Raw genomic sequence first — 20,672 nt, forward strand, 5'->3', positions numbered from 1 at the left:
CATTCTTCGGCATTACTGGTACATTTCACGGGTAGTTGCCCGGTACTCTGCTGGCGTGAGGTCGGTTTCTCTTTTGAAGAAGCGGCTGAAATACGATGCATCTGAAAAGCCGAGCTCAAAAGCGATTTCCTTTAATGAATGTTGGGTGTGAAACAGCATGCGCCTGGCTTCCAGCACCAGCCGTTCATGGATGTGGGCGATGGCAGGTCGGCCACTTTGGGCTTTCACGGCTTCGCTTAGATACCCGGCAGATACGTTGAGCAGGGAAGCATACTCGCTCACCTGATGCAATTCGCGAAAGTGCTCATCAATTATAGCCTGATAATTCTTCAGCAGAAGTTTGTCAACAGAAAACGATGAGCTCTCAAACTGTTCCGTATAGAGTCGGCTCAAATAGGTCAGTACTACTGTTAGGTAAGCGGTAAGCATGCGTTGCTGCCATTCACTAGGTCTGGTGTACTCGGTATGAATCTTATCCAGGATGTCTTCGATGAAGAGCACATCGTTTTCTGACAGCAATAATTCGTGAGCGTTCTGTGGGTTTCGAATCACTGGCAGTTTCCCCAGGGATGCACTCTCCTGTAAGGCCAGGAACTCGCTGGTAAACGCCAGAGCAGTACCCCACATAGGCTTAGGTTCTTCTTTGACGGTTAGCTGGTTAGGTACAAAAATATAAAAGGTATTATCTCTGGTAACGTAGGGAGTCATATCCACCCAATGACGGCTGTTGCCCCGGCGGGCAAATACAAGCAGATAATAATCCTTGCGGTGTGGTATCAGCAGTTCAGATTGATGAGTCAGCGCCCCTTCAAAGCGGGCCATGCTAAATAGCTTTCCGCCTAGAACCGGGTCCTGGGCTAATGTGTAAACTGGTACCGATTGATCATTAGTGATTATATTCATTCCTGAAATTACAAAATTCCTGCCGTTATTGTCAGGTGGTTCGAGGCTTTCGTCACGGATTCAACCGCTCTATTCCCAAGATATAATCAACTTGATTAGCAAAAGAGGTTTTCGGGTCGACCCGGAGAGACTATTCCTTTTCGTTGTCTTTGGGAAAATGGCCTTCCTATACAGCAATTAGCTAAAACCGATAGAACGTATTACGTATTCAGAATCAGGCTTTAGACGTAATCGGATGTCGAGTTTGTAGTTTCTATTTCAGAAGCCCGTGTATATACTGTAGCTGACAGAGAGTATTATTGCGGCTTATATACCCCAACAGTGATGAGCCTGAATAAATCGACAGCCTACCCATCAACACCAACCCACCATTTCGAATTACTGGACGGCCTTCGGGGAGTTGCCGCCATTGCCGTGGTCATCTTTCATTTCATGGAATTAATTGCGCCTGATTACAAGGACAATTTCATCGCGCATGCCTATCTGGCCGTTGACTTCTTCTTCTGTTTATCCGGCTTCGTCATTGCGTACGCGTATGATCATAAATTACAGACAATTGGCATACTCTCTTTTCTGAAACTCCGGTTAATTCGTCTGCATCCACTAGTGATAATAGGGTCGGTAATCGGGTTGATCGCGTTTATTTTTGATCCGTTCAGCAATCTGCATCAAGTATATGCCGACAAAATCGTAATCATGTTTGTCGCGTCCTGTCTGATGATTCCTTATCCGCTGGTACGCGAACGCTACTTTAATCTGTTCCATTTAAATCCACCTACCTGGTCGTTGTTTTGGGAATACGTTGCCAACCTGCTGTATGCGCTCGTATTGGTGAAGCTGCGCCCGAAACCATTGTGGATCGTAACGGCCATAGCCGCCATGCTACTGATCTGGGAGGCTCGCCAGGCAAATTATCTGGGGGTGGGGTTTGGAGGGGATACCTTTTGGGGTGGAGGTATCCGGGCGCTCTATCCGTTTCTGGCCGGAATGATCGTATATCGTTCCCAGTGGATTATTAAATCTCGTCTTGGCTTTATTCCGGTGAGCCTATTGTTGCTGCTAACCTTTTTCGTCCCGTTCTCAAAGTCCACCGCCTGGTTTGTCGATTTAGGGATTGTACTCATTTACTTTCCCTTCCTGATTGCTCTGGGGGCAGGGACTCGCCCCGGAGCCGCGATGGCTAAGATTTGCCGGTTTTCGGGCGAGATCTCATATCCACTTTATATGGTCCATTACCCATTCATATGGCTGGTCCTAAGTTATATGGAAGTTAAAAAGCCGCCGATAGGTCAACTGACGATGATCACCTTAATGGGTGTCTTTCTGCTGATTTGTTTTGCGTATGTAGTCATGCGCTTTTTAGATATTCCTATTCGCAATTACCTAAAAAGGGTATTGACGAAAACAGCGTGATTTGTGAATTGCGTTACACCGAATAGACTCTTTACTACTTCAGCTTTTTTCGTAACCAGGCTCTTATTGGTTCATCGTACCATCTTAAACTGACATAAGCCAACACGATAGCTCCTGAAAAGGTGAGCAGGGCATAGGGCCAGGCCTGTCCTAATGTAATGCCCTTATGATTGCTTACCCAGGCCACGTAAAAATAGACAAGCACATAATGCGTCATGTATAAGGGATAGGAAAGATTGCCCAGGAACTGACAAATTTTAGCTTCCGTTTGACTACGCACAACACCACTGGCACCGATATAGACAATGAGTGGAAAGACAATGATGATGCAAAAAGCTTCGTACAAACCATTCATCCAAAGATGTGTTGCACCACCTATTCTTGGCATAAGCAAAACAGCCGCAACCAGAAGGCTACACCATACGAACGCATTTTTGATGTAAGTAGGCCGGGATACCCTGGATAAAAGCAAACCGGCAAAAAATGGGAATATGGTACGTATTATCCCAATACGCATGTGTTCAGCATTAAGGGTCCAGCCACCGGTAACATCTCCGTTCGGGTTCGTAACAGCAAAATGCAAAAGCACGGCACCTGCCAGTACGACAAAACAAGCCAATGCTTTATTCGATAATTTTCGTAGACCCAGCGCATAAAGAATATTGGCTATATACTCGAAAAATAATGACCAGCCAACACTATTGAGCGGATGCATTTCTTGCCAGCCGCGTATATCCATAGAAAGTGGGACGGGTAAAATCGTATAACCGATCAGCATAACGACGATCAGCTTCCATACAGGAACTGTATGAATGAGCGGCCATATCGTTGAGTCGGTAAAGTAAAAGCCTATGGCGCCGAGCGTCATGCCCAATACAACGAGTGGTTGCAGCCGCTCGAACCGGCGACGAAGAAAACCGCCGATGGTTAATTTGTCCCATCTGTCGTCGTACGCATACCCAATGACAAAGCCGGATAGCAGAAAGAAAAAATCAACGGCCAGGTAACCGTGATTTACAACATTGTCAAGGTGGCTGCTGGCAAGTGGCTCAGTAAGGTGAAAGAAGACCACGATAATAGCTGCTACCCCCCGAAGTCCATCTAATAGTTGATAATGCGGCTTTGTGCCAAGCTTGTTATTGTTCATTAATAACAGGAAATTTAGTGCTACATGTTCGTATTACCCAGCAATACTAACTGATCACGGATTTAATCGCTCCAGCCGCAGGATGTAGTCAACCTGATCGTCGAAATGCATTCCCTTGCGAAGTGAACTGGTTTTGGGGTCGTAAATCCAGATGTAGTTGCCACCGATGTTGGGGTTTACGGCAATGTAGACCAACCCATTTTCGATTAATATGCAATTGCGGGCCGTCCCTTTGTCAAGCGGCAAGTCAAGACGGGTCGTAGTTTGTTTAGCCAGATCGAGTACGTAAAAATCGAAATGGGGAACCAGATAATGATCCTCCATACCTTTAAAAAGTCCTTTTCGTTCGGTACGTACGATGGCTTTGCCATTTCCAATATACCAGAATCCATAGCCGTGGTTATGAATTGGTGAAGCCGACAGGTTGAAAAAATAAGTTGGATCAAGCGCGCCAGTAGCTTTGTTGATGCGGAAAATGCCGGTGGGCTTGGATGGATTATCGCCCAACGCAATACCCGGACACGCGATAAAATAGAAATCCCCTTTCTCATCCGTAAAGAAATGCGATTGCCGCGTATTGATCCCTCCCGGATACGTTGAGCGGGTATCTTTGGTCGTATGAATGGGTTTCAGGCCGGGATACGTTAATTCGCCTACGTACAATGTATCGCTCGTGGTATAGCTGTTCAGGTCGGTTTTATGGTAGGTATAACCCAGATATAGGTGTCCATTCAGGAATGTCGAGAAACCGATAGACATGGAGTTGAAACTGTTCGCTGGTTTCGGCAGATTAACCTCGCCTTCTACAATCAGCTTCATTGGCTCCAGCTTCATTTTGGCATAGCGTACTTTTGAGTTTTTGGCGTCGTAGCCGATAAGTAGCAACGTATCTCTGAGCCAGTTGTAGTTGTCAACACTCCAGGTACCTGCCAGTTGAATCGAGTCGGTTTGAACGAACTCCTTGTTGATGATCGTATTTTGTAGGAACCGGCCACTTTTCCAGTTAAGTCGATAATAGTGGTTGTTGTGGGCAATCAGTTCGTAAAAAATTCGGGAAGGAGTAACTCTGGCGCCTTGTATAAGCGGATTGATATGGCCGGAGTCGATTGTATCGGTTTGAAGGATATATTCCGCCCCGTCCTTCATCATTACGTAGAGGCTGTATTTTTTCTTTTGACTCGGTTGGTCGCCCGTTTTTTCTGGAGCACAGGCAATGAGTTGACTTAATCCCAAAAAGAGCAATACTGTACTGAAACAGTTCCAGGAGATTCCCTTCATACCTTTTCTTAGATATTGAACTGCATCATAAGGTGACGTTGCATCAAAGGTGGCAGGCCAGAGAGAGAGCCTTGCGAAAGAATAATCACCTCATTGTTGTTGGATGCATTACCGTAGTTCAGTGCAATATAGTGTTGTCCTTTTTTTAGGGTCATTTTCTCGATTGCCTTATCGGGCCGAACGCAGATACCCTGTATGGTTAATTCAATATCCCGTTTTGGGTTGATCAGCATAGCCCCACAAAACTCAATTCGTCCCGTTTCGTTGTTAATCTCAACGTTGCTTTTTGGGCCAACCGACAGGGAATAGGCACTTTCCTGAAGATCCTTGTTAGCGGTTTCCGAGACGTTATTGACAATAATTACACCAGTATCGGTAGATTGAGTTTTAAAATAAAAAGCAGTAAGTCCAGCCAGCGAAACCAGGAGAATTGCAGCCGCCTGTCGCCAGAACGGCTTGAAAAAGAGCTGAACGACCGGTTTTTGCCGTGAGGGAAGCACCGTCGAGATTTCTTCCCACATATCGTTCTGAATTCTGGCCTTGCTTTCGCCAATGGGTAACGGTAACGTAGGTTCGTCGGTGAATTCATCATCGAAAAGCCAGGACTCTACCGCCTTTATTTCGTCGGGCGAACAGTGTCCGTTGTGGTATTTTTCGATAAGTTCCTTACTAATCTCCATGAATGCGCTTCGGCAAAATAGCTGCTTATGGTAAAAGTAGCATAAATAAGGAATAACCGTAAGTCGCAAAGATAAACTAGGTGAAGTATTCGGAAAGATTTGTTTTCAGCGTCGATAGGGCGCGGGTAATGTGATATTCGACGGCCCGTTCTGAGATCAGAAGCAACGAAGCAATTTCTTTATTGGATAACCCTTGTTCGCGGCTCATTCTAAACACATTCCGACACTGAGCGGGTAATGTCTCAACCAGGTTACTGACTTTCTCTTTCAGGTTGTTATACAGAACGTCGTTTTCTGTACTATTACTGGCAGTACTTTTATGCGTAATACACTCCGCAGCGTACTCCTGCCGTATTTTACTGTTTCTCAGGTGTTCAAACACTTTAAACTTTGCGGACCGGACGAGGTAACGTTCAATAGACGTCGTAATTTCCAGTTCATCCCGTCGTTCCCAGAGCGATTTGAAAATATCCTGCACCATTCCTTTGGCGACTTCAACATCACGAAGGTTACTGTAGCATACATTAAATACCTGTTCCCAATGCTGCAAATATATCTCCCGAAACGATTGTTCATCGATTCGAACAGGATCAGTAGAGCGTATTAGTTCTGGCATATAACGAGGAGAATGTGCAAAGATAATCTGCCACTCCTGTTTTATGTAGATTAATTCTAAATAAATTACTCCCTTATCTGGTATCGACCTATCCTGTCTCCACCAATTCAGCATCACCCGCAGTTGACGATAATGCCATAGTGGATACCTTTTTGTAATGAAATAATAGGAGCATTATATACAGCGAAGCGATGGTATGCAAGAATTAAATGTGGTCATGATCGGGCCTAAAGTAAATCATAGTTTATTGTTATTAAAAGAAGTAAACAACAGATTTACAGTTTTTTAGCGACTCAAAAATTTATGACAAAATATCGCTTATTCGTGGCATGAAAACGCAAATTGGCAGGGTTTTGGGTGTATTTCATGTAAAAACTAACTACCCCAATGTCCTCTCCTAAAAACGTACAATTATTGAAAGAATACATCAAAACGTTCATAGCAACGGAAGTGGTCTTTCCTGGTATTCCACCTCGGCAGTGGGGTGTAGCATTTAGCCCCTCTGAGCTGAATGAAGTTTATACTGGACTAAAGTTTGTCATTCGAAAGGCTCATCCTCTCCAGGATAGCGCTATGATAGCAGCTTTCGAGCAAATTGAAGCATCGAAGTCACTGGATTTACACTGGTTTTTATACGACTATTGGCGTGAAGTAGTCGTTATATTCGAATTCTACCCTAATTTGGGTGAACACTACCCAACCAGTTATCATCCTAGACAGCCCTACCAAGGTTGGTCTTGGCAACAGCCTGCTTAACATAGTAGACGAGTTGGTTAAGCAACTGCTGGAAAAGAAATAAGCTCCGGCTACAAAAGCCCCTCCCTTCACGGGTTGGGGCTTTTCGTTTGGGCCGGTTACAAGCTTTTATGCGTATTGAGTGATAAGGTTATAATACTTGATCAGTCAGGTTTTTACCTTTTTAATAAGCGCTGATGGACCAACTTCATCAATGCATCTCGATAATTGCGGCTCATGGGCAAGCTTTTGCCACCTAGTTTGATTTCGTTCCCTTCAATCGCTTCGATTTTTGATCCGTTGACCAGATACGATTGATGGATCTTGATAAACTGTTCTACGGGCAACTGTGATTCCAGACTTTTCATTGTCAGATAAGCCAGGATCGTTTTACGTTCGGTGTAAATACGCACATAATTGCCCACACTTTCCGCATAAAGAATGTCGTTCAATTCCAGTTTTTCAATTCGTTTTTCGCTTTTAATAAACAGATACGAAGGCGATAAGCTCGTTGTTGCCCCATGCTTCAGCTGAAAGTAATCTTTGGCCTTATGCACTGCTTTCAGGAATCGACTAAAGGCAAAGGGTTTTAATAGATAATCGATGATATCCAGCTCATAGCCTTCCAGGGCATAACGAGGAAAAGCCGTGGTGAGAATCACCAGCGAGTCGATGTCCAGTTTTTGCAGGAACTGGAGGCCAGAAATCTTGGGCATCTCAATATCCAGGAAGATCAGGTCAGTTGTCGTATGACTGAGAAATAGGTCTGCCTTCATTGCACTTTCAAAACTACCCTGCCAGTCCAGGAAGGGTACCTGTTCGACAAATTCATGCAGGAGTTTACGGGCAACGGGCTCGTCATCCACAATAATACAGCGGAGCTTCTTCATAGGGTGAGTATTAAATGCACCTGATACAGATTCTGTTCTTTTTTTATCGCCAGTTGGTACCGGTCCTTATACAATAGGTCCAGTCTTCTGACGGCGTTCGTCAGGCCGATACCGCCCACATCAGGTTCCGTTTCTTCATACGAATTTTCGCAGGTAAAATCGAGCCGGCCTGCATCCTCCTTCAACCGGATCATGATTCGGTTGATAATCGTATCATCCCGGGAAACGTATTTAAACGCATTCTCGACAAAAGCCATGAAAAGCAGCGGGGCAATTTTGACTCCACCGTTCTGGTAGGTTAAGGTAGAGCTAACCTGCATATTCTCATTACTGCGGGCTTTTTGCAGAGCCACGTAATTTTTCAGGTAGTTTACTTCCTTCTCCAGCGCAATCATATCGACGTCGGCTTCATATAAATTGTACCGCAGCAGATCGGAAAATTGCACCATCATATCCCTGGCCTGGAAGTTACCCTTGTCAATCGAGCCGTAAACAGTGTTGAGGCCATTAAACAGAAAATGAGGGTTTATTTGCAAACGCAGGTATTTTAGTTCGGTTTGCAGTTGGTTGATCTGGCTATTTTTGACTTGCTCCTGCTGGTCTGACCATTTCTGGGTTACGTACAGCATAGACGTAATGACCGTGCAACAGAGAGCATACACAAAATTATCCCAGAAACCACCGCTGGTTTTGGTGAGGGCATCCTGAAAAAGAACGTCGTGAATCATGTGATTATACCGGCTGATACAGAAGGTATATCCCGAGAGTAACACAAGAAGGCTGGCGAGATACCAGCCAAACCGTTGCTTTTCAAGCAGGTAGGGTATTAACAAGGCGCTATTGGCGATGATCATACCTGCAAATAGAGAAAAGTGGACGAGGAGCGTAAAGAGGTACGAAAAACAGGAAATTACACTGTCACCTATATAGGTAGGTTTCTCGATAATCAAGGCGCCGATATAGGCCAGCCAAAAAAGTACATTGTAGATACGCCGTTTGATTAACATCGCCTGTCTGGGTCCGGTAAATAGATAAATATATTTTATTGACCTGACAAACGGAAACGGCCCATTTAGTCGAATACTGCTTATCACGCTAAAAGGTGCACTTATCCTGCAAGCGATGCCTATTGTCCCGTAAATTTTTTGGTTCAACTAAATTCACTACATCATCTATACGGCTGATTTTCAATCGCCTTGTTCGTGTTCATTCAGGTTGTATCCTGTTTATAGATACGTGGTTCTGCACGTCAGATTTCAGGCAAAACTGTCCGATTACGTAGACTATGCCCACGACTGTCATATATTTTTTTAAAGTGCAAATGGTCCCTATACTTTTATGAAAACTTGATTCTCTAGTCGAGGCCGTACCAACATTTACTATAAAAAACCAAATCAACAACTCATGAATAAGATTGTAGGCTTTGGCCAACACGTAGACGGATATGACATTCCTGTGTTAAATGAGCGCGAGATAAGAGCAACGGCGGGAATCTATTTTTTTACCATCTTTTTGGCGCTCATGCTCATTCTATTTAAGAATGATTTTTTGCTGGCAAAATATGCGATAACCGTATTCCTGGCTGATTTCCTCATTCGTGTATTTATAAATCCTGAATTTTCACCTGCCTTACTCATTGGGCGGTTAATCGTTAGCAATCAAACACCTGAATATGTTGGCGCTCAGCAAAAGAAGTTTGCCTGGATCATTGGTGTCATTTTATCAGGCACAATGTTTATTCTACTGGTGGTCGTCAATGCCTACAGCCCAATAACCGGCATTGTTTGCCTGATTTGCTTAGTATTCCTGTTTTTTGAATCGGCGTTTGGTATCTGTTTAGGATGTACCGTGTATCGACTAATTTATCAGGAAAAAGCGCAATACTGCCCTGGCGAAGTTTGTGATCGTATGTCCAGACAGCCTATTCAGAAAACATCTATTAGTCAGCTATTTATTGTTTTTGGTTTTGCGGTCTCTATTATCCTCATGGCCTTTTTATTTAATGATCAGTTTAGTAAAAAGCCTCATAATATGTTTGGAATAAATCGCGCTGAACAGGCAAAATAAACGCTATATGTAAGCCTTATTTTTTCATGCGGTATAACTGAAATCGGGATATGGTTCAGCCCAGTGATTTAGAGGAATTTTTCGCTCCCTTCCGTAGAAATATTATCGGTCGGCAACAAACGTTTGATTCCCCGTTTGGTAAAAAAGAGATACTTTATGCGGATTGGACCGCCAGTGGTCGGGCATACGGACCGATTGAAGAGTGTATTCAACAGCAGATCATGCCTTTTCTGGCTAATACGCATACCGAGACGACCTTTACAGGCAGTCTGATGTCAAAGGCGTATGAAGCAGCTAAGGACATTGTTAAACACCATGTTCATGCCCAGAGCGATGATGTCCTGATTTTTTGCGGTAGCGGCATGACCGCAGCAGTGAATAAGTTGCAGCGGCTATTGGGCCTGAGACTCCCGGAACGACTACTGGATTACGTAAAAAAGGAAGACTGTTTCGATCCCGTGGTGTCTACTGGTCAGGCGGTTACGGTACCCAGGTGTTTAGAGAAATACCTGTCTTTGGATGAGACGTTAAGGCCGATTGTTTTTGTGACTCACATGGAGCATCACAGCAATCAGACCAGCTGGCTGGAAACCATTGCCACGGTCGAAATCATTCCTTCAGATGCGAACGGGGATGTTGATGTCGATGGCTTTAAGGATTTATTGGACCAGTATAAACATCGGAAAAATAAAATAGCGGCTATTACAGCTTGTTCAAATGTGACTGGTATTCAAACGCCTTATCACCAAATTGCCAGGTTAATTCATGCCTACCAGGGAGTCTGTTTTGTTGATTTTGCCTGTTCGGCTCCCTACGTGGACATCAATATGCACCCGACCGAAAAGGGAACTCATTTAGATGCGATTTACTTTTCTCCCCATAAATTTTTGGGCGGCCCAGGCACGGCTGGTGTGTTGATTTTCAATCAAAAACTCTATAAAAACCACATTCCTGATCAGCCGGGAGGGGGCACAATTCTGTATAGTAACCCCTGGAAGGAGCACGTCTATAGCACCGATATAGAACAGCGGGAGGATGGCGGCACTCCGCCCATCTTGCAGGGGATAAAAGTAGCTATGTGTATTCGCCTGAAGGAAGCTATGGGCGTTGACAATATCCGTAAACGGGAAGACGAACTGTTGCAGATCATATTTGATCGGTTCTCAACCATGAAACAGGTACATCTACTGGAAGGGCATTATAAAAACAGACTGGGTGTGATTTCCTTCCTTGTGGAGGGAGTCCATTATAATTTGGTGGTCAAACAGCTGAATGATCGATTTGGTATTCAGACCCGAGGAGGCTGTTCGTGTGCTGGTACGTATGGACACGTATTGTTGCAGGTTGATGCGCGTAGATCGCACGAACTCTTGACATCGATTCAATCCGGCGATCATCTGAGTAAGCCAGGCTGGGTACGATTATCCCTGCATCCCACGATGACGAATGCCGAAATGGAGTTTATCCTGGACGCCATCGAGTGGACAGCCTCGCATAGTCAGGAGTGGATACACGAGTATACCTACGATCATGAACATAACCAATTTGTCGTCAATGGACTAAAATCCCAATCATCCATTTCGTTTGATAATTGGTTCACGGCCTCTCATTGGGTTAATTCTTAAGCTCCAGCTATGCCCATTGAAGGCAACGAGCCCTGCTCATTTTTTTGTGTATACAGCAGCGGGTAGCGTGACGGTTTCAAACCAGTAATTCCGTAACCCTTTCAAATAGCTTTGCCAATCGCTATAACTAAATGGCTTGACCGAAAACGAATTGGCACCCCATTCGTAGGCTTGCCGAACATCAGAAGCTGCTTCACTAACGGTCAGCATAACCACGGGCAACAGGCTGTTTTGTTTATCCAATCGTAGATAGGACAAGAAATCCAAGCCACTTTCGGGAGCCTTTAAATTGATATCTAACAGTACCAGACGAGGCCCATATCCATCGAGTGTATTCAGAAACGTTTTGGCCTGGCTGACGTTGGCCACCTGGGTGAATGCAGCTTCGGGAAAACTGGTTTGGGAGGCTTGGTTTAGTATACCAAGCAGCGTGGAATCATCGTCCACGACAAGAACTCGAAATTTTGAAGGCATAGTTACGGATGAATTAGAACGCTAAAGAAACAAAAAAGCAGTTTTGCAAGACAAATGTGCAACAATGTAATGATAGAATAGCGAGTCTACTGTTGTAAAACGTACCATTCGGCGAGTAGTTCAGTGTTGTTTAATTATTATTTTTTGCTAGAAAAACTGATGACAACTGGCATAACTTTATGGCTTCCTTTTTTACTACTAGTTGAACTACTTATGATTCGGAATGCTGGTCTTCTTGTTGTTTTAGTCGCCTGTATACTGTCTGGCGGATGGGTTTTGTTGGATAGGGCGTCGCTGCCAATACTTGCCGAGCCTGATTTCCCGGCAGAGCTTACAGCCTTTACGCCTTATGCTGCCAATCCGGTTTTTAGCGGGACAGGAACGGATACCTGGGATCAGAAAATTCGGGAAAGGGGATACATTCTACAGGAAAATGGACAGTATCATCTTTGGTACACTGGGTATCGGGAGGGGAAAGATCAGACCTGGTCACTGGGTTATGCTACATCACCTGATGGCCTGACCTGGACCCGTTACAAAGGCAACCCTATTCATCAGTCGACCTGGGTTGAAGATATGTCCGTAATCAAATCCGATGGCACGTATTATATGTTTGCCGAAGGCAAGGATGATGTGGCCCACCTACTTACCTCAACGGATCGGATTAACTGGCAGGAGCGAGGGCCAATCGAGATTCGATATACTAACCATCAACCCCTTAGTAAAGGGCCGTATGGAACACCAACGATCTGGAAGGAGAAGGATGTCTGGTATCTTTTTTACGAACGAAATGATCAGGCGGTCTGGCTGGCAACCTCAAAAGATCTGAAGGTGTGGACCAACGTGCAGGATGAACCAGTTCTTGCCAAAGGCCCGCAAGAGTATGATTTGTATGCCGTTGCTATGAATCAGGTGATTCGCTATAAAGGCTTATATTACGCCTATTACCACGCATCGGCCTTTGCCGATTGGCACGAGTGGTCAACCAACGTTGCCGTATCGAATGACCTGATTCACTGGACGAAGTACACGAGAAATCCAATTATGAAAGGCAACACATCGAGCGGTATTCTGGTCAACGACGGCTCCCAGTATCGGCTTTATACCATGCATCCAGCGGTTAATGTTTTTCTGCCAGTGGCAAAGAAATAATGTTAGGCCTTTCGCCTGGAGCCGTGCCACGGTTTAATTAAGCGTCACGAAGAACCGTGGTACGGCTCCAGGCGAAAGGCCTACATGTAACTGGTTTTATAAAAGCCCATCCGGGCCAACGGCCTCAATATCCGGTGGACCATCGGGATAGTAGCGGAAAGTGGTTTTGGCAATCAGAGAAGGGTAAGGTTTGAAGGTAATCCAGCGCAGTGGCCATTTGCGTAGCCATAACGCGCTTGTTGTTAACCCCGTGAACCAACTGGGCGGCCGTTGGTAACCAAAAGCCATCCGTAATTTATCGTTGATGAGCGCTGCAAATGTGGGCTGGACAAGCGGATGCAGAAATCGGGGAAACCATCCCTCAACAATCCGCACGGTCGCATCGGCAATTTTACGATTGCTTTCTGTATAGCGAAAGTATCTATCCTCATAGGCATCGGTAAAAGCGCGTAAGTCAGCCAGATCGTTGGGAAGATCGCGTAGGTTCATGCGCCGGCCTACTTCCCGAAAAAAGTAAAAAAGAGCCTGTTCTTCCGAAGGCGTCAGTTTCCGCCAGCCATAACGATTGAGCCAATCAATAGGGTAGAAGACAAACGTGGCTAGCACAAACAGAAAATCGGCATTGTCAATACGATAGTGTCCGTGAATCTTATTCATGTGAGCAATAGCGCGTTGGCCTTTCTCGCTGTCGTAACCCGATTCCATAAACTCCGAAATTAGTCGGCTCGTATCATCGTAGCGTTTCTGGCCATGTCGTTCAAATTCGCCCGTTCGGGCCAGTAGTCCCGACACGCGCGGACTGGCGTAGGTATGAAACAGAGCCAGTTCGAGGGAGCGGGTTATATCGAAGGGAAATTCGTAAGCAGTCAGTAAATGCACGATACGCTGGTTATCGCGGATAGGATCGAGGGATTGCAATTCACGCCGAACGGCCGGATTGCGAAACAGGCCGAATCGTTTACTATAGATAGCGTTCATGGATACGAGGCTGTCATCAATTGACTTCCTACACGAAAGTTAGGCAACAAGTTGCCAGTTTGGTCTAGCCGCTAAGAATGACAATAAGAATTGTACTGACTGTCTGTTATACTTACCTTTATAAAGGCAGTTATAGCGAGATTTTCTGGAATAAGACTACAACCTCGAAGAGGTGTCATTTTTATAGAAAATTAGCCAAAGAGCACCTATAAGAACTCCAAAGGAGTGATATCTGTCGTGAAGCTATGCCACTCCTTTGGAGTTCTTATAGGCCGTTTGAGTCATATAACTGCTATAATAATTTCATCCGGTATCGGCCGTATGACTAAAGTATTTTTATAGGAAAGTCCTATAATTTGAAACAAGTAATTTGATATAAAGGGAAGGACAAAAACTTTCACCACCTAAACTTAAATGAAATGAGGAATGTAGTGAAGAAATTAAAAACAGTATCGCTTGATACAATGATCGATAAGCATATCGGCAAAATAGGAACACAACGGCGCGATACGTTTGAAAATGAACTGAAAATCGAACTATTAGGGAGTGCAATTAGACAAGCCAGAAAAGAACGTCACTTGACCCAAGAACAATTAGGTGACTTAGTGGGTGTTCAAAAAGCACAAATATCTAAATTAGAGAATAGTGTGACGAATGCCAGATTTGAAACAATCCTGAAAGTATTTTCTGCCTTAGGCGCAAAGGTGAATTTTAACGTAGAGTTAGATGATAAACAAATGACACTTTCCTGAATTTAAGCTGCTTTTTTCATTATCCCGAACGCCCACCTTATAAGTGAAATTGAAACTCCGCTGGTATTTATGAGCACAGGTTTCTATTCGCCCAATGGTCTACTGACCAACAAGCCCCACAATCAGTGAACCGTGAGCACATGGTTCAATTTATTAAAACCCGTTTGGGTTTCCCAGAGCCCATCATTGGCCAGTCGAATGCTATAAGCTGGGTTCGTCGCCAGTGAGGCATACCCATCCGGGAAATTTAAAAGTAGTTCGTACTGCCCTGCTTTTATAGCGTCAGGAAGCTTGACCGACTGACGAATCTGATGCAAGCCGGGCAGCAACCGTCGAACATCCGTTTGTAAGGGAAGTGTGTAGACTACTCCCGTTTTCGTATTACGCAAAATGAGTTGAAGTGGCCTTGGGTTGTAGGGAGAAGCATATCCAACATTATCAATAGTTACCGCAATGTTTACAGGCTTACCCGCCTTCCCTGATTCGGCGAACGTAGCGGTACGAAGTACAAAGCGATAGCCGAGTCGGCGACGAATGTTGTCCATGCAGCCATTGGCTTGCCAGTCGTTGTTTACCTCATTGTTATAGCTGGCGTTCAGGTAGCTATAGTGCATCAACGCCATTTCCTGTTCAGCACGGCCAAGGGGCGCGCAATCATTTTGAGGGCTGAAAGCATCGTCGCAGGTTTCGCCACCAACCGCTGTATATCGGCTGTCCTGTGCCATATACTGGCGTAGCACATCCGTAGCGGGACCGCGCTTGGTCGACGAATTACCCACGTCATAAAATGTCCCATAGTCGTCGGGGCTGGCAAGAAAACAGTCGTTGTGAAAGCCAATCCGCGCGGCTGGAGCACGCCCAAAACCAGCAACATCAGCTATAGCAGCCGATGTAATTGGCGCTTTGGGACCATAGACAAACCGTTGTTTAATCTGCGGTGTACGCACTTGTACCATACGGTCGGCGGGTAGTGCTTTCAGGAGAGCCGCCAATACCTGGTTTCGATCCTGCCAGCTACTATCGGGCACGACAGCCAGCCCATTGGTAGAGGCATCACCGAAATAATCAGTGAAGTAGTTCTCGCCCCAAATGCCAATGAAACCCATCTGAAAAACGGCAATGACATCGGCATTTTCATGCAACAAAGGGCTTAGCTGGCTAATGTGTTTCAACACAATCGCTTTGGGCGCATCGCCATAGGGCGGACATATTTTATATTGATCGGGACAATCGCCGGTGGTGGCTTTATCGGTGTAGGCAAATCGAAGAATGAATTTGACGCCAGTGGCGCGGGCAATGGCAAAATCGGCCCGTACTTTTTCCAGGAAGTCCTCACTGAGCGGACTATCTTTAAACGTTTCCAGCCGATAGCTCCGATACACCAACGAACAGTAGATTGAATAGGTCGCCTTTGAGACACGTTGGGGCTGGGTTCGATAGGTCGTAAGCGTAGCTGCATCAAGTGGTACAAATTTGGCTGACGAAGTAGAAATAGGAATGTAAAAACCTCGTTCAGGATTCAGAAAATCTTCCTGACTCTCTCGGTACGCTACGTGGTGGCCCTGCGCCTGAACGCTCGTTGGGGTTACTAAACAGCAACAGGCTACTAACGCGAGTAGGTATACATGATAGTTCATGCCTGCAAATTAACCGTTACTGGTTAACCGAAGAAATCCTATCTTACAGTTGCGAATACAACCTCTTTCTAGAAAACCTTCCTATGCAAACGCGAAAGCAGTTTTTGAAAAATGTATGTACAATAGCGGCTGGTGCTTCCTGGTTGTCCGTCGATGGACTGTCAGGCTTTGCAATGCCAGCGCCTAAGAAATCAATCTATTTTGATTTTCACTGCCATCCCGGCTGGTCAATGGCCGAACATACCTTTGCGAATAACGCAGAGACAATGCTTCCCCAAACGGTCAGCGATATGAAGGAAGGCCATCTGACCAGCGGATTTCTCGCCCTGGTGGCCGATGCGCCCCTGATAAAACCAGGCCCCAAAGGAATCATCATTACCCGGAAATATTCGCCGGGAGAGGGCTGGACAGAATATAAGCGCCAGATTCAACGGGTAAAAGAGGTGTTTGCACAAGTGTCAGTCCCGTTTTCAACGGATCTTAACGACCTGAGCACCAAGAATAATGGTCCCATTGCATATCTGGCTGTGGAAGGGGGCGATTTTTTAGATGACCAGGTGGGCCGGATCGAAGAAGCTTATCAGGACGGGGTTCGCTCCATACAATTAGTGCACTATGCACCCAATAACCTCGGCGACCTTCAGACGGCTGAAGCGACGTTCAATGGGTTATCTCCGTTTGGCAAAGACGTAGTAAAAAGGATGAATGAATTAGGTATGGCGATTGACGTAGCTCACGCTTCGTTTCAAACGGCTAAAGATGTGGCCAACCTGACGAAGGCCCCGATCATTTTATCGCATAGTATTCTGCAAATGGATGCCGATCGCCCAATTGCCCTCCGAGCTATTTCAAAAGAGCATGCAAAAGTAGTCGCTGATACGGGTGGAGTTATTGGAGCCTGGCCTTCGGGATTCAATAAAAGTTTTGACGAATATGTCGATAACATCAAGCGCCTGGTCGATGTGGTCGGCATTGATCACGTGGGAATTGGCACCGATATGGCGGCAAACTTCAAACCGGTTTTAACCAACTATACCCAATACCCTCAGGTAGCGGAAGCCTTAAAATCGAAAGGCTTGACTAGCGAGGAAGTTGATAAGATTATGGGCGAAAACGCCAAAGTTGTATTAGGGAAGATCGCTAAATCCAGGACAAAGAAGATGTAAGACCAATTTTTTCGACAGGATTTACAGGATTAAACAGGATTTCCAGTGGCTAAAAATCCTGTTTAATCCTGTAAATCCTGTCGAAAAAGGAGGCACAATCTGTGCCGATATTCAGCCAAATTAAACTTGCTCTACATCTTCCGATCCATTTTGGCTACTACAAACGGGGATTCGGCTACAGTCATCTTATCGCCAGCGAAGACCTTTGTGATCAAAAGTTGATAACAGCGATTATGATTCACTCGAAAGGATATGCAGCGCAAAGTGCTGAAACCGATTTAGCACCCTGGAATTTTGAACGGCGGGAAGTTGGCCCCCACGACGTACTGATCGACATTGCCTACTGTGGAGTTTGCCACACTGATATTCACCTGACCCGCAACGAATGGTTCCCTGGCCTGTTTCCGATGGTGCCCGGTCATGAGATTGTGGGCATTATTGCGCAGGTAGGCAGCCATGTAACGAAGTTTAAGCCCGGCGACCGGGCCGCCATTGGCGTCATGGTCGATTCGTGCCGGGAATGTGAAGACTGTAAAAATGGACAGGAGCAATTCTGTGCCGTAAGTCCGGTCGTGACCTATAATAATCTCGATCACTACGGTATGCCTGCCTATGGCGGTTATGCGAACAACATCGTCTCGAATGAAGATTTTGCACACCATGTTTCTGATAAACTGGACTTTGCCGGTGTGGCTCCCTTGCTCTGTGCAGGCATCACAACGTATTCGCCCTTACGAAAATGGAAGGTTGGCAAAGGGCATAAACTAGCGGTGGTTGGCCTAGGTGGATTGGGCCACATGGCCGTGAAATTCGGCGTAGCGTTTGGCGCGGAGGTAACCGTTCTGAGTACATCGCCGGGTAAAGAAGAAGCCGCAAGAAAGCTGGGCGCGCATCACTTTGTGGTCACGAAAGATGATGAGCAGATGAAGTCGGCGTTACGGTCGTTCCACTTCATTATTGATACCGTTGCTGCCGACCACGACATTAATCCTTACCTCGCCTTACTGAAAACGAATGGCGTGTATATCAACGTCGGTATGCCCGTCGAGCCCTGGCAAGTTTCGTCGTTTACGTTGGCTACAGGCAATAAAATAGTGTCTGGTTCGGGCGCGGGTGGTTTGCCGGAAACCCAGGAAATGCTGGACTTCTGCGCCGAACATAACATCGTAGCTGATGTAGAACTGATTGATATCAAAGACATTCACACCGCTTTTGAACGGATGCTGAAAGGAGATGTGTTATACCGCTTTGTGATTGATATGGCCACGTTGTGAGATGAAAAAAGAACCCACTCCACCCTATGTATTCCATTCTGTTTCTGAACTACACAAAGCGTTGGGATTACCAAAGCCGCTGCATCCGCTGGTGAGCTTGAGTAATTATCAGGACATCAGGGCGAATACAGATGAAATTGCCAAGGGCATGATGACGAATATGTACAAGATTTCGTACAAAAAGCATTATACCGGCAAGGTGCGCTATGGGCAGAGTTATTATGATTTTGATGAAGGCGGCCTCTGCTTCGTTTCGCCGAATCAGTTGATTACAGAATCGAGGCCGCGCGGTGAATACGAGGGTTTTACGCTGATCATTCACCCTGATTTTCTCCGTCCGTATCCATTAGGAAAGACGATCAAAAACTATGGCTTCTTTTCGTATTCGTCCAATGAAGCCCTGCACCTTTCAGAGAAGGAAAAAGAGACCATCATGGGCGTGTTCGGAAGTATTGGTGAAGAATTGGCGTTGCCGATTGATCAATACAGTCAGGATGTGATCGTTTCGCAGATTGAGTTATTGCTCAATTACAGCAACCGCTTTTACAACCGACAGTTTATTACTCGCAAAGCCGCCAATCACGATATACTGACAAAGCTGGAAACGCTGCTAGCCGATTATTTTGACAGCCAAAAACCATTAATAGAGGGCTTACCAACGGTTCAGTATATATCCGAACAACTGGCGGTTTCGCCCCACTACCTGAGCGATATGCTCCGGTCGCTTACGGGAATGAATACCCAGCAACATATTCACAATAAGCTGATTGACAAAGCGAAAGAAATACTAAGTACGAGTAATCTGACTACCGCCGAAGTTGCCTATCAGCTTGGTTTTGAACATCCCCAATCGTTCAACAAGATCTTCAAGCGCAAGACAAACGTATCGCCAATTGAATTCAGGCAGTCGTTTAATTGATAATTTTTTTGTCATTCCTCTTACACTGAATACCTCACGTTAAAAAAAGTTTTGCCAATTTGTCCAATCCGGAAAGTTCGATTGTCAATGAGTCGTAAAACAAAAACTCAGACAAATGGAACAACGATTGAATGTCCAGGAAAAAGGGCAAAACGCTCTGAAAACGCTTTTTGGGATTGGTAGCTATTTAAAGAAATCGCACATTGATGAAGCACTTCAGAACCTGATTTACTTTCGCGTATCCCAGATCAACAGCTGTGCGTATTGCCTGGATATGCACTACAAAGACGCCCGCGCCAAAGGAGAAACGGAGCAACGATTATATGGCTTAAGTGCCTGGCGCGAATCGCCGTATTATACCGACCGGGAGCGAGCGGCATTCGCCTGGGCCGAGGCCGTTACTGCCTGTCATGTTCCGGATGATGTTTACAGTCAGGCAAAAGGACAGTTTTCTGATGAAGAACTAATTGATCTGACACTGGCCGTTACCACGATCAACACCTGGAATCGCTTCAATCATGCCTTCATGGACATAACTACTCCAGGAAGCTATCGGGTTGGCCAATTCGGTTAAGTTCATGTCAAATAACCACTAACTTTCTGCCACTAAAAAGCGCCATGAACGAATTCCTGTTAGTAATTCACCGGGACCTGACCAGCAAAGATGCCAGTCCATCGCCCGAACAAATGCAAGCCTCCATCAAGCCGTTTCAGGATTGGATCGGAGGAATTGCGGCTCAAAACAAACTTGTCAGCCCTCCCAAACGCTGGGATGCGGGTGGGCGGGTTATCAAGCAAAACAACACAGTACTCAATGGTCCATATGCCGAAATTAAAGAATCGGTTGGGGGCTTACTTATGATCAGAGCGGCTGATTATGATGAGGCTGTTGAAATTGCTCAGGGATGCCCAGTTTTGAAATGGGGTGCCGTTGTTGAAGTGCGTATGGCTATGCCAACGGTGTAA

21 protein-coding genes are annotated in these 20,672 nt (G+C 45.5%); 11 read left to right on the forward strand and 10 right to left on the reverse strand.

The window, feature by feature from the left end; genetic code table 11:
- Positions 1 to 12 precede the first annotated feature (12 nt).
- Positions 13 to 903 (reverse strand): helix-turn-helix domain-containing protein, encoded by an 891-nt coding sequence (locus GO755_RS29035; RefSeq protein WP_157588902.1) that lies wholly within the window; start codon positions 901 to 903, stop codon positions 13 to 15.
- Positions 904 to 1,227: 324 nt separating this feature from the next.
- Between GO755_RS29035 and GO755_RS29040 the strand changes: the two genes are divergently transcribed.
- Entirely contained in the window at positions 1,228 to 2,316 is a 1,089-nt protein-coding gene (locus GO755_RS29040) for an acyltransferase family protein (RefSeq protein ID WP_157588904.1), read from the forward strand.
- Positions 2,317 to 2,350: 34 nt separating this feature from the next.
- Here the strand turns inward: GO755_RS29040 and GO755_RS29045 are convergent, their stop codons facing one another.
- The 4 genes from GO755_RS29045 to GO755_RS29060 form a co-directional block, all read right to left on the reverse strand.
- On the reverse strand, positions 2,351 to 3,463 hold the full coding sequence (locus GO755_RS29045; RefSeq protein ID WP_157588905.1) for an acyltransferase family protein: 1,113 nt from the start codon (positions 3,461 to 3,463) through the stop codon (positions 2,351 to 2,353).
- A 54-nt stretch (positions 3,464 to 3,517) separates the two neighbouring features.
- Complete coding sequence (locus tag GO755_RS29050; RefSeq protein WP_157588907.1) at positions 3,518 to 4,741, reverse strand: hypothetical protein; 1,224 nt, start codon at positions 4,739 to 4,741, stop codon at positions 3,518 to 3,520.
- A gap of 8 nt (positions 4,742 to 4,749) precedes the next feature.
- A complete protein-coding gene (locus tag GO755_RS29055) occupies positions 4,750 to 5,421 on the reverse strand; it encodes a hypothetical protein (protein ID WP_157588908.1) in 672 nt (223 codons plus the stop codon).
- 76 nt (positions 5,422 to 5,497) lie between these two features.
- Complete coding sequence (locus GO755_RS29060) at positions 5,498 to 6,037, reverse strand: RNA polymerase sigma-70 factor (RefSeq protein WP_157588910.1); 540 nt, start codon at positions 6,035 to 6,037, stop codon at positions 5,498 to 5,500.
- A gap of 387 nt (positions 6,038 to 6,424) precedes the next feature.
- Between GO755_RS29060 and GO755_RS29065 the strand changes: the two genes are divergently transcribed.
- Positions 6,425 to 6,793: a hypothetical protein gene (locus GO755_RS29065; RefSeq protein WP_157588912.1), complete on the forward strand. Its 369-nt coding sequence runs from the start codon at positions 6,425 to 6,427 to the stop codon at positions 6,791 to 6,793.
- A gap of 155 nt (positions 6,794 to 6,948) precedes the next feature.
- On the opposite strand, the gene GO755_RS29070 is transcribed toward GO755_RS29065, so the two are convergent.
- Both GO755_RS29070 and GO755_RS29075 read right to left on the reverse strand, forming a co-directional pair.
- A complete protein-coding gene (locus GO755_RS29070) occupies positions 6,949 to 7,662 on the reverse strand; it encodes a LytR/AlgR family response regulator transcription factor (RefSeq protein WP_157588914.1) in 714 nt (237 codons plus the stop codon).
- On the reverse strand, positions 7,659 to 8,669 hold the full coding sequence (locus tag GO755_RS29075) for a sensor histidine kinase (RefSeq protein WP_157588916.1): 1,011 nt from the start codon (positions 8,667 to 8,669) through the stop codon (positions 7,659 to 7,661). Before GO755_RS29075 ends, GO755_RS29070 begins: the two co-directional genes overlap by 4 nt.
- A gap of 397 nt (positions 8,670 to 9,066) precedes the next feature.
- On the opposite strand from GO755_RS29075, the gene GO755_RS29080 reads away from it, so the two are divergent.
- Positions 9,067 to 9,729 carry a DUF4395 domain-containing protein gene (locus GO755_RS29080; RefSeq protein ID WP_157588918.1) on the forward strand — a complete coding sequence of 221 codons (663 nt, stop codon included), beginning with the start codon at positions 9,067 to 9,069 and terminating at the stop codon, positions 9,727 to 9,729.
- Positions 9,730 to 9,779: 50 nt separating this feature from the next.
- Positions 9,780 to 11,354, forward strand: a complete 1,575-nt coding sequence (locus GO755_RS29085; protein WP_157588920.1) for an aminotransferase class V-fold PLP-dependent enzyme — start codon at positions 9,780 to 9,782, stop codon at positions 11,352 to 11,354.
- A 36-nt stretch (positions 11,355 to 11,390) separates the two neighbouring features.
- Here the strand turns inward: GO755_RS29085 and GO755_RS29090 are convergent, their stop codons facing one another.
- On the reverse strand, positions 11,391 to 11,828 hold the full coding sequence (locus GO755_RS29090; RefSeq protein WP_157588922.1) for a response regulator: 438 nt from the start codon (positions 11,826 to 11,828) through the stop codon (positions 11,391 to 11,393).
- Between the two features lie 213 nt (positions 11,829 to 12,041).
- Here GO755_RS29090 and GO755_RS29095 point away from each other — a divergent pair, with 213 nt between their 5' ends.
- Entirely contained in the window at positions 12,042 to 12,980 is a 939-nt protein-coding gene (locus GO755_RS29095) for a glycoside hydrolase family protein (RefSeq protein WP_157588924.1), read from the forward strand.
- A 96-nt stretch (positions 12,981 to 13,076) separates the two neighbouring features.
- On the opposite strand, the gene GO755_RS29100 is transcribed toward GO755_RS29095, so the two are convergent.
- Positions 13,077 to 13,958, reverse strand: a complete 882-nt coding sequence (locus GO755_RS29100; RefSeq protein WP_157588926.1) for an oxygenase MpaB family protein — start codon at positions 13,956 to 13,958, stop codon at positions 13,077 to 13,079.
- A gap of 419 nt (positions 13,959 to 14,377) precedes the next feature.
- Between GO755_RS29100 and GO755_RS29105 the strand changes: the two genes are divergently transcribed.
- Complete coding sequence (locus tag GO755_RS29105; protein ID WP_157588927.1) at positions 14,378 to 14,710, forward strand: helix-turn-helix transcriptional regulator; 333 nt, start codon at positions 14,378 to 14,380, stop codon at positions 14,708 to 14,710.
- Between the two features lie 122 nt (positions 14,711 to 14,832).
- Here GO755_RS29105 and GO755_RS29110 read toward each other — a convergent pair whose 3' ends face one another.
- Positions 14,833 to 16,347 (reverse strand): DUF4832 domain-containing protein, encoded by a 1,515-nt coding sequence (locus GO755_RS29110; RefSeq protein WP_157588928.1) that lies wholly within the window; start codon positions 16,345 to 16,347, stop codon positions 14,833 to 14,835.
- 83 nt (positions 16,348 to 16,430) lie between these two features.
- Between GO755_RS29110 and GO755_RS29115 the strand changes: the two genes are divergently transcribed.
- From GO755_RS29115 to GO755_RS29135, 5 genes are all read left to right on the forward strand, one after another.
- Positions 16,431 to 17,513, forward strand: coding sequence for a dipeptidase (locus tag GO755_RS29115; RefSeq protein WP_157588930.1), 1,083 nt, complete (start codon positions 16,431 to 16,433; stop codon positions 17,511 to 17,513).
- A gap of 233 nt (positions 17,514 to 17,746) precedes the next feature.
- Complete coding sequence (locus GO755_RS29120; RefSeq protein ID WP_157588932.1) at positions 17,747 to 18,787, forward strand: NAD(P)-dependent alcohol dehydrogenase; 1,041 nt, start codon at positions 17,747 to 17,749, stop codon at positions 18,785 to 18,787.
- A 1-nt stretch (position 18,788) separates the two neighbouring features.
- On the forward strand, positions 18,789 to 19,706 hold the full coding sequence (locus GO755_RS29125; protein ID WP_157588934.1) for a helix-turn-helix domain-containing protein: 918 nt from the start codon (positions 18,789 to 18,791) through the stop codon (positions 19,704 to 19,706).
- A 115-nt stretch (positions 19,707 to 19,821) separates the two neighbouring features.
- Positions 19,822 to 20,280: a carboxymuconolactone decarboxylase family protein gene (locus tag GO755_RS29130; protein ID WP_157588936.1), complete on the forward strand. Its 459-nt coding sequence runs from the start codon at positions 19,822 to 19,824 to the stop codon at positions 20,278 to 20,280.
- Between the two features lie 44 nt (positions 20,281 to 20,324).
- Positions 20,325 to 20,672, forward strand: coding sequence for a YciI family protein (locus GO755_RS29135; RefSeq protein WP_157588938.1), 348 nt, complete (start codon positions 20,325 to 20,327; stop codon positions 20,670 to 20,672).

It is taken from the genome of Spirosoma arboris (assembly GCF_009754945.1).
Taxonomy (GTDB): Bacteria; Bacteroidota; Bacteroidia; order Cytophagales; family Spirosomataceae; genus Spirosoma; species Spirosoma arboris.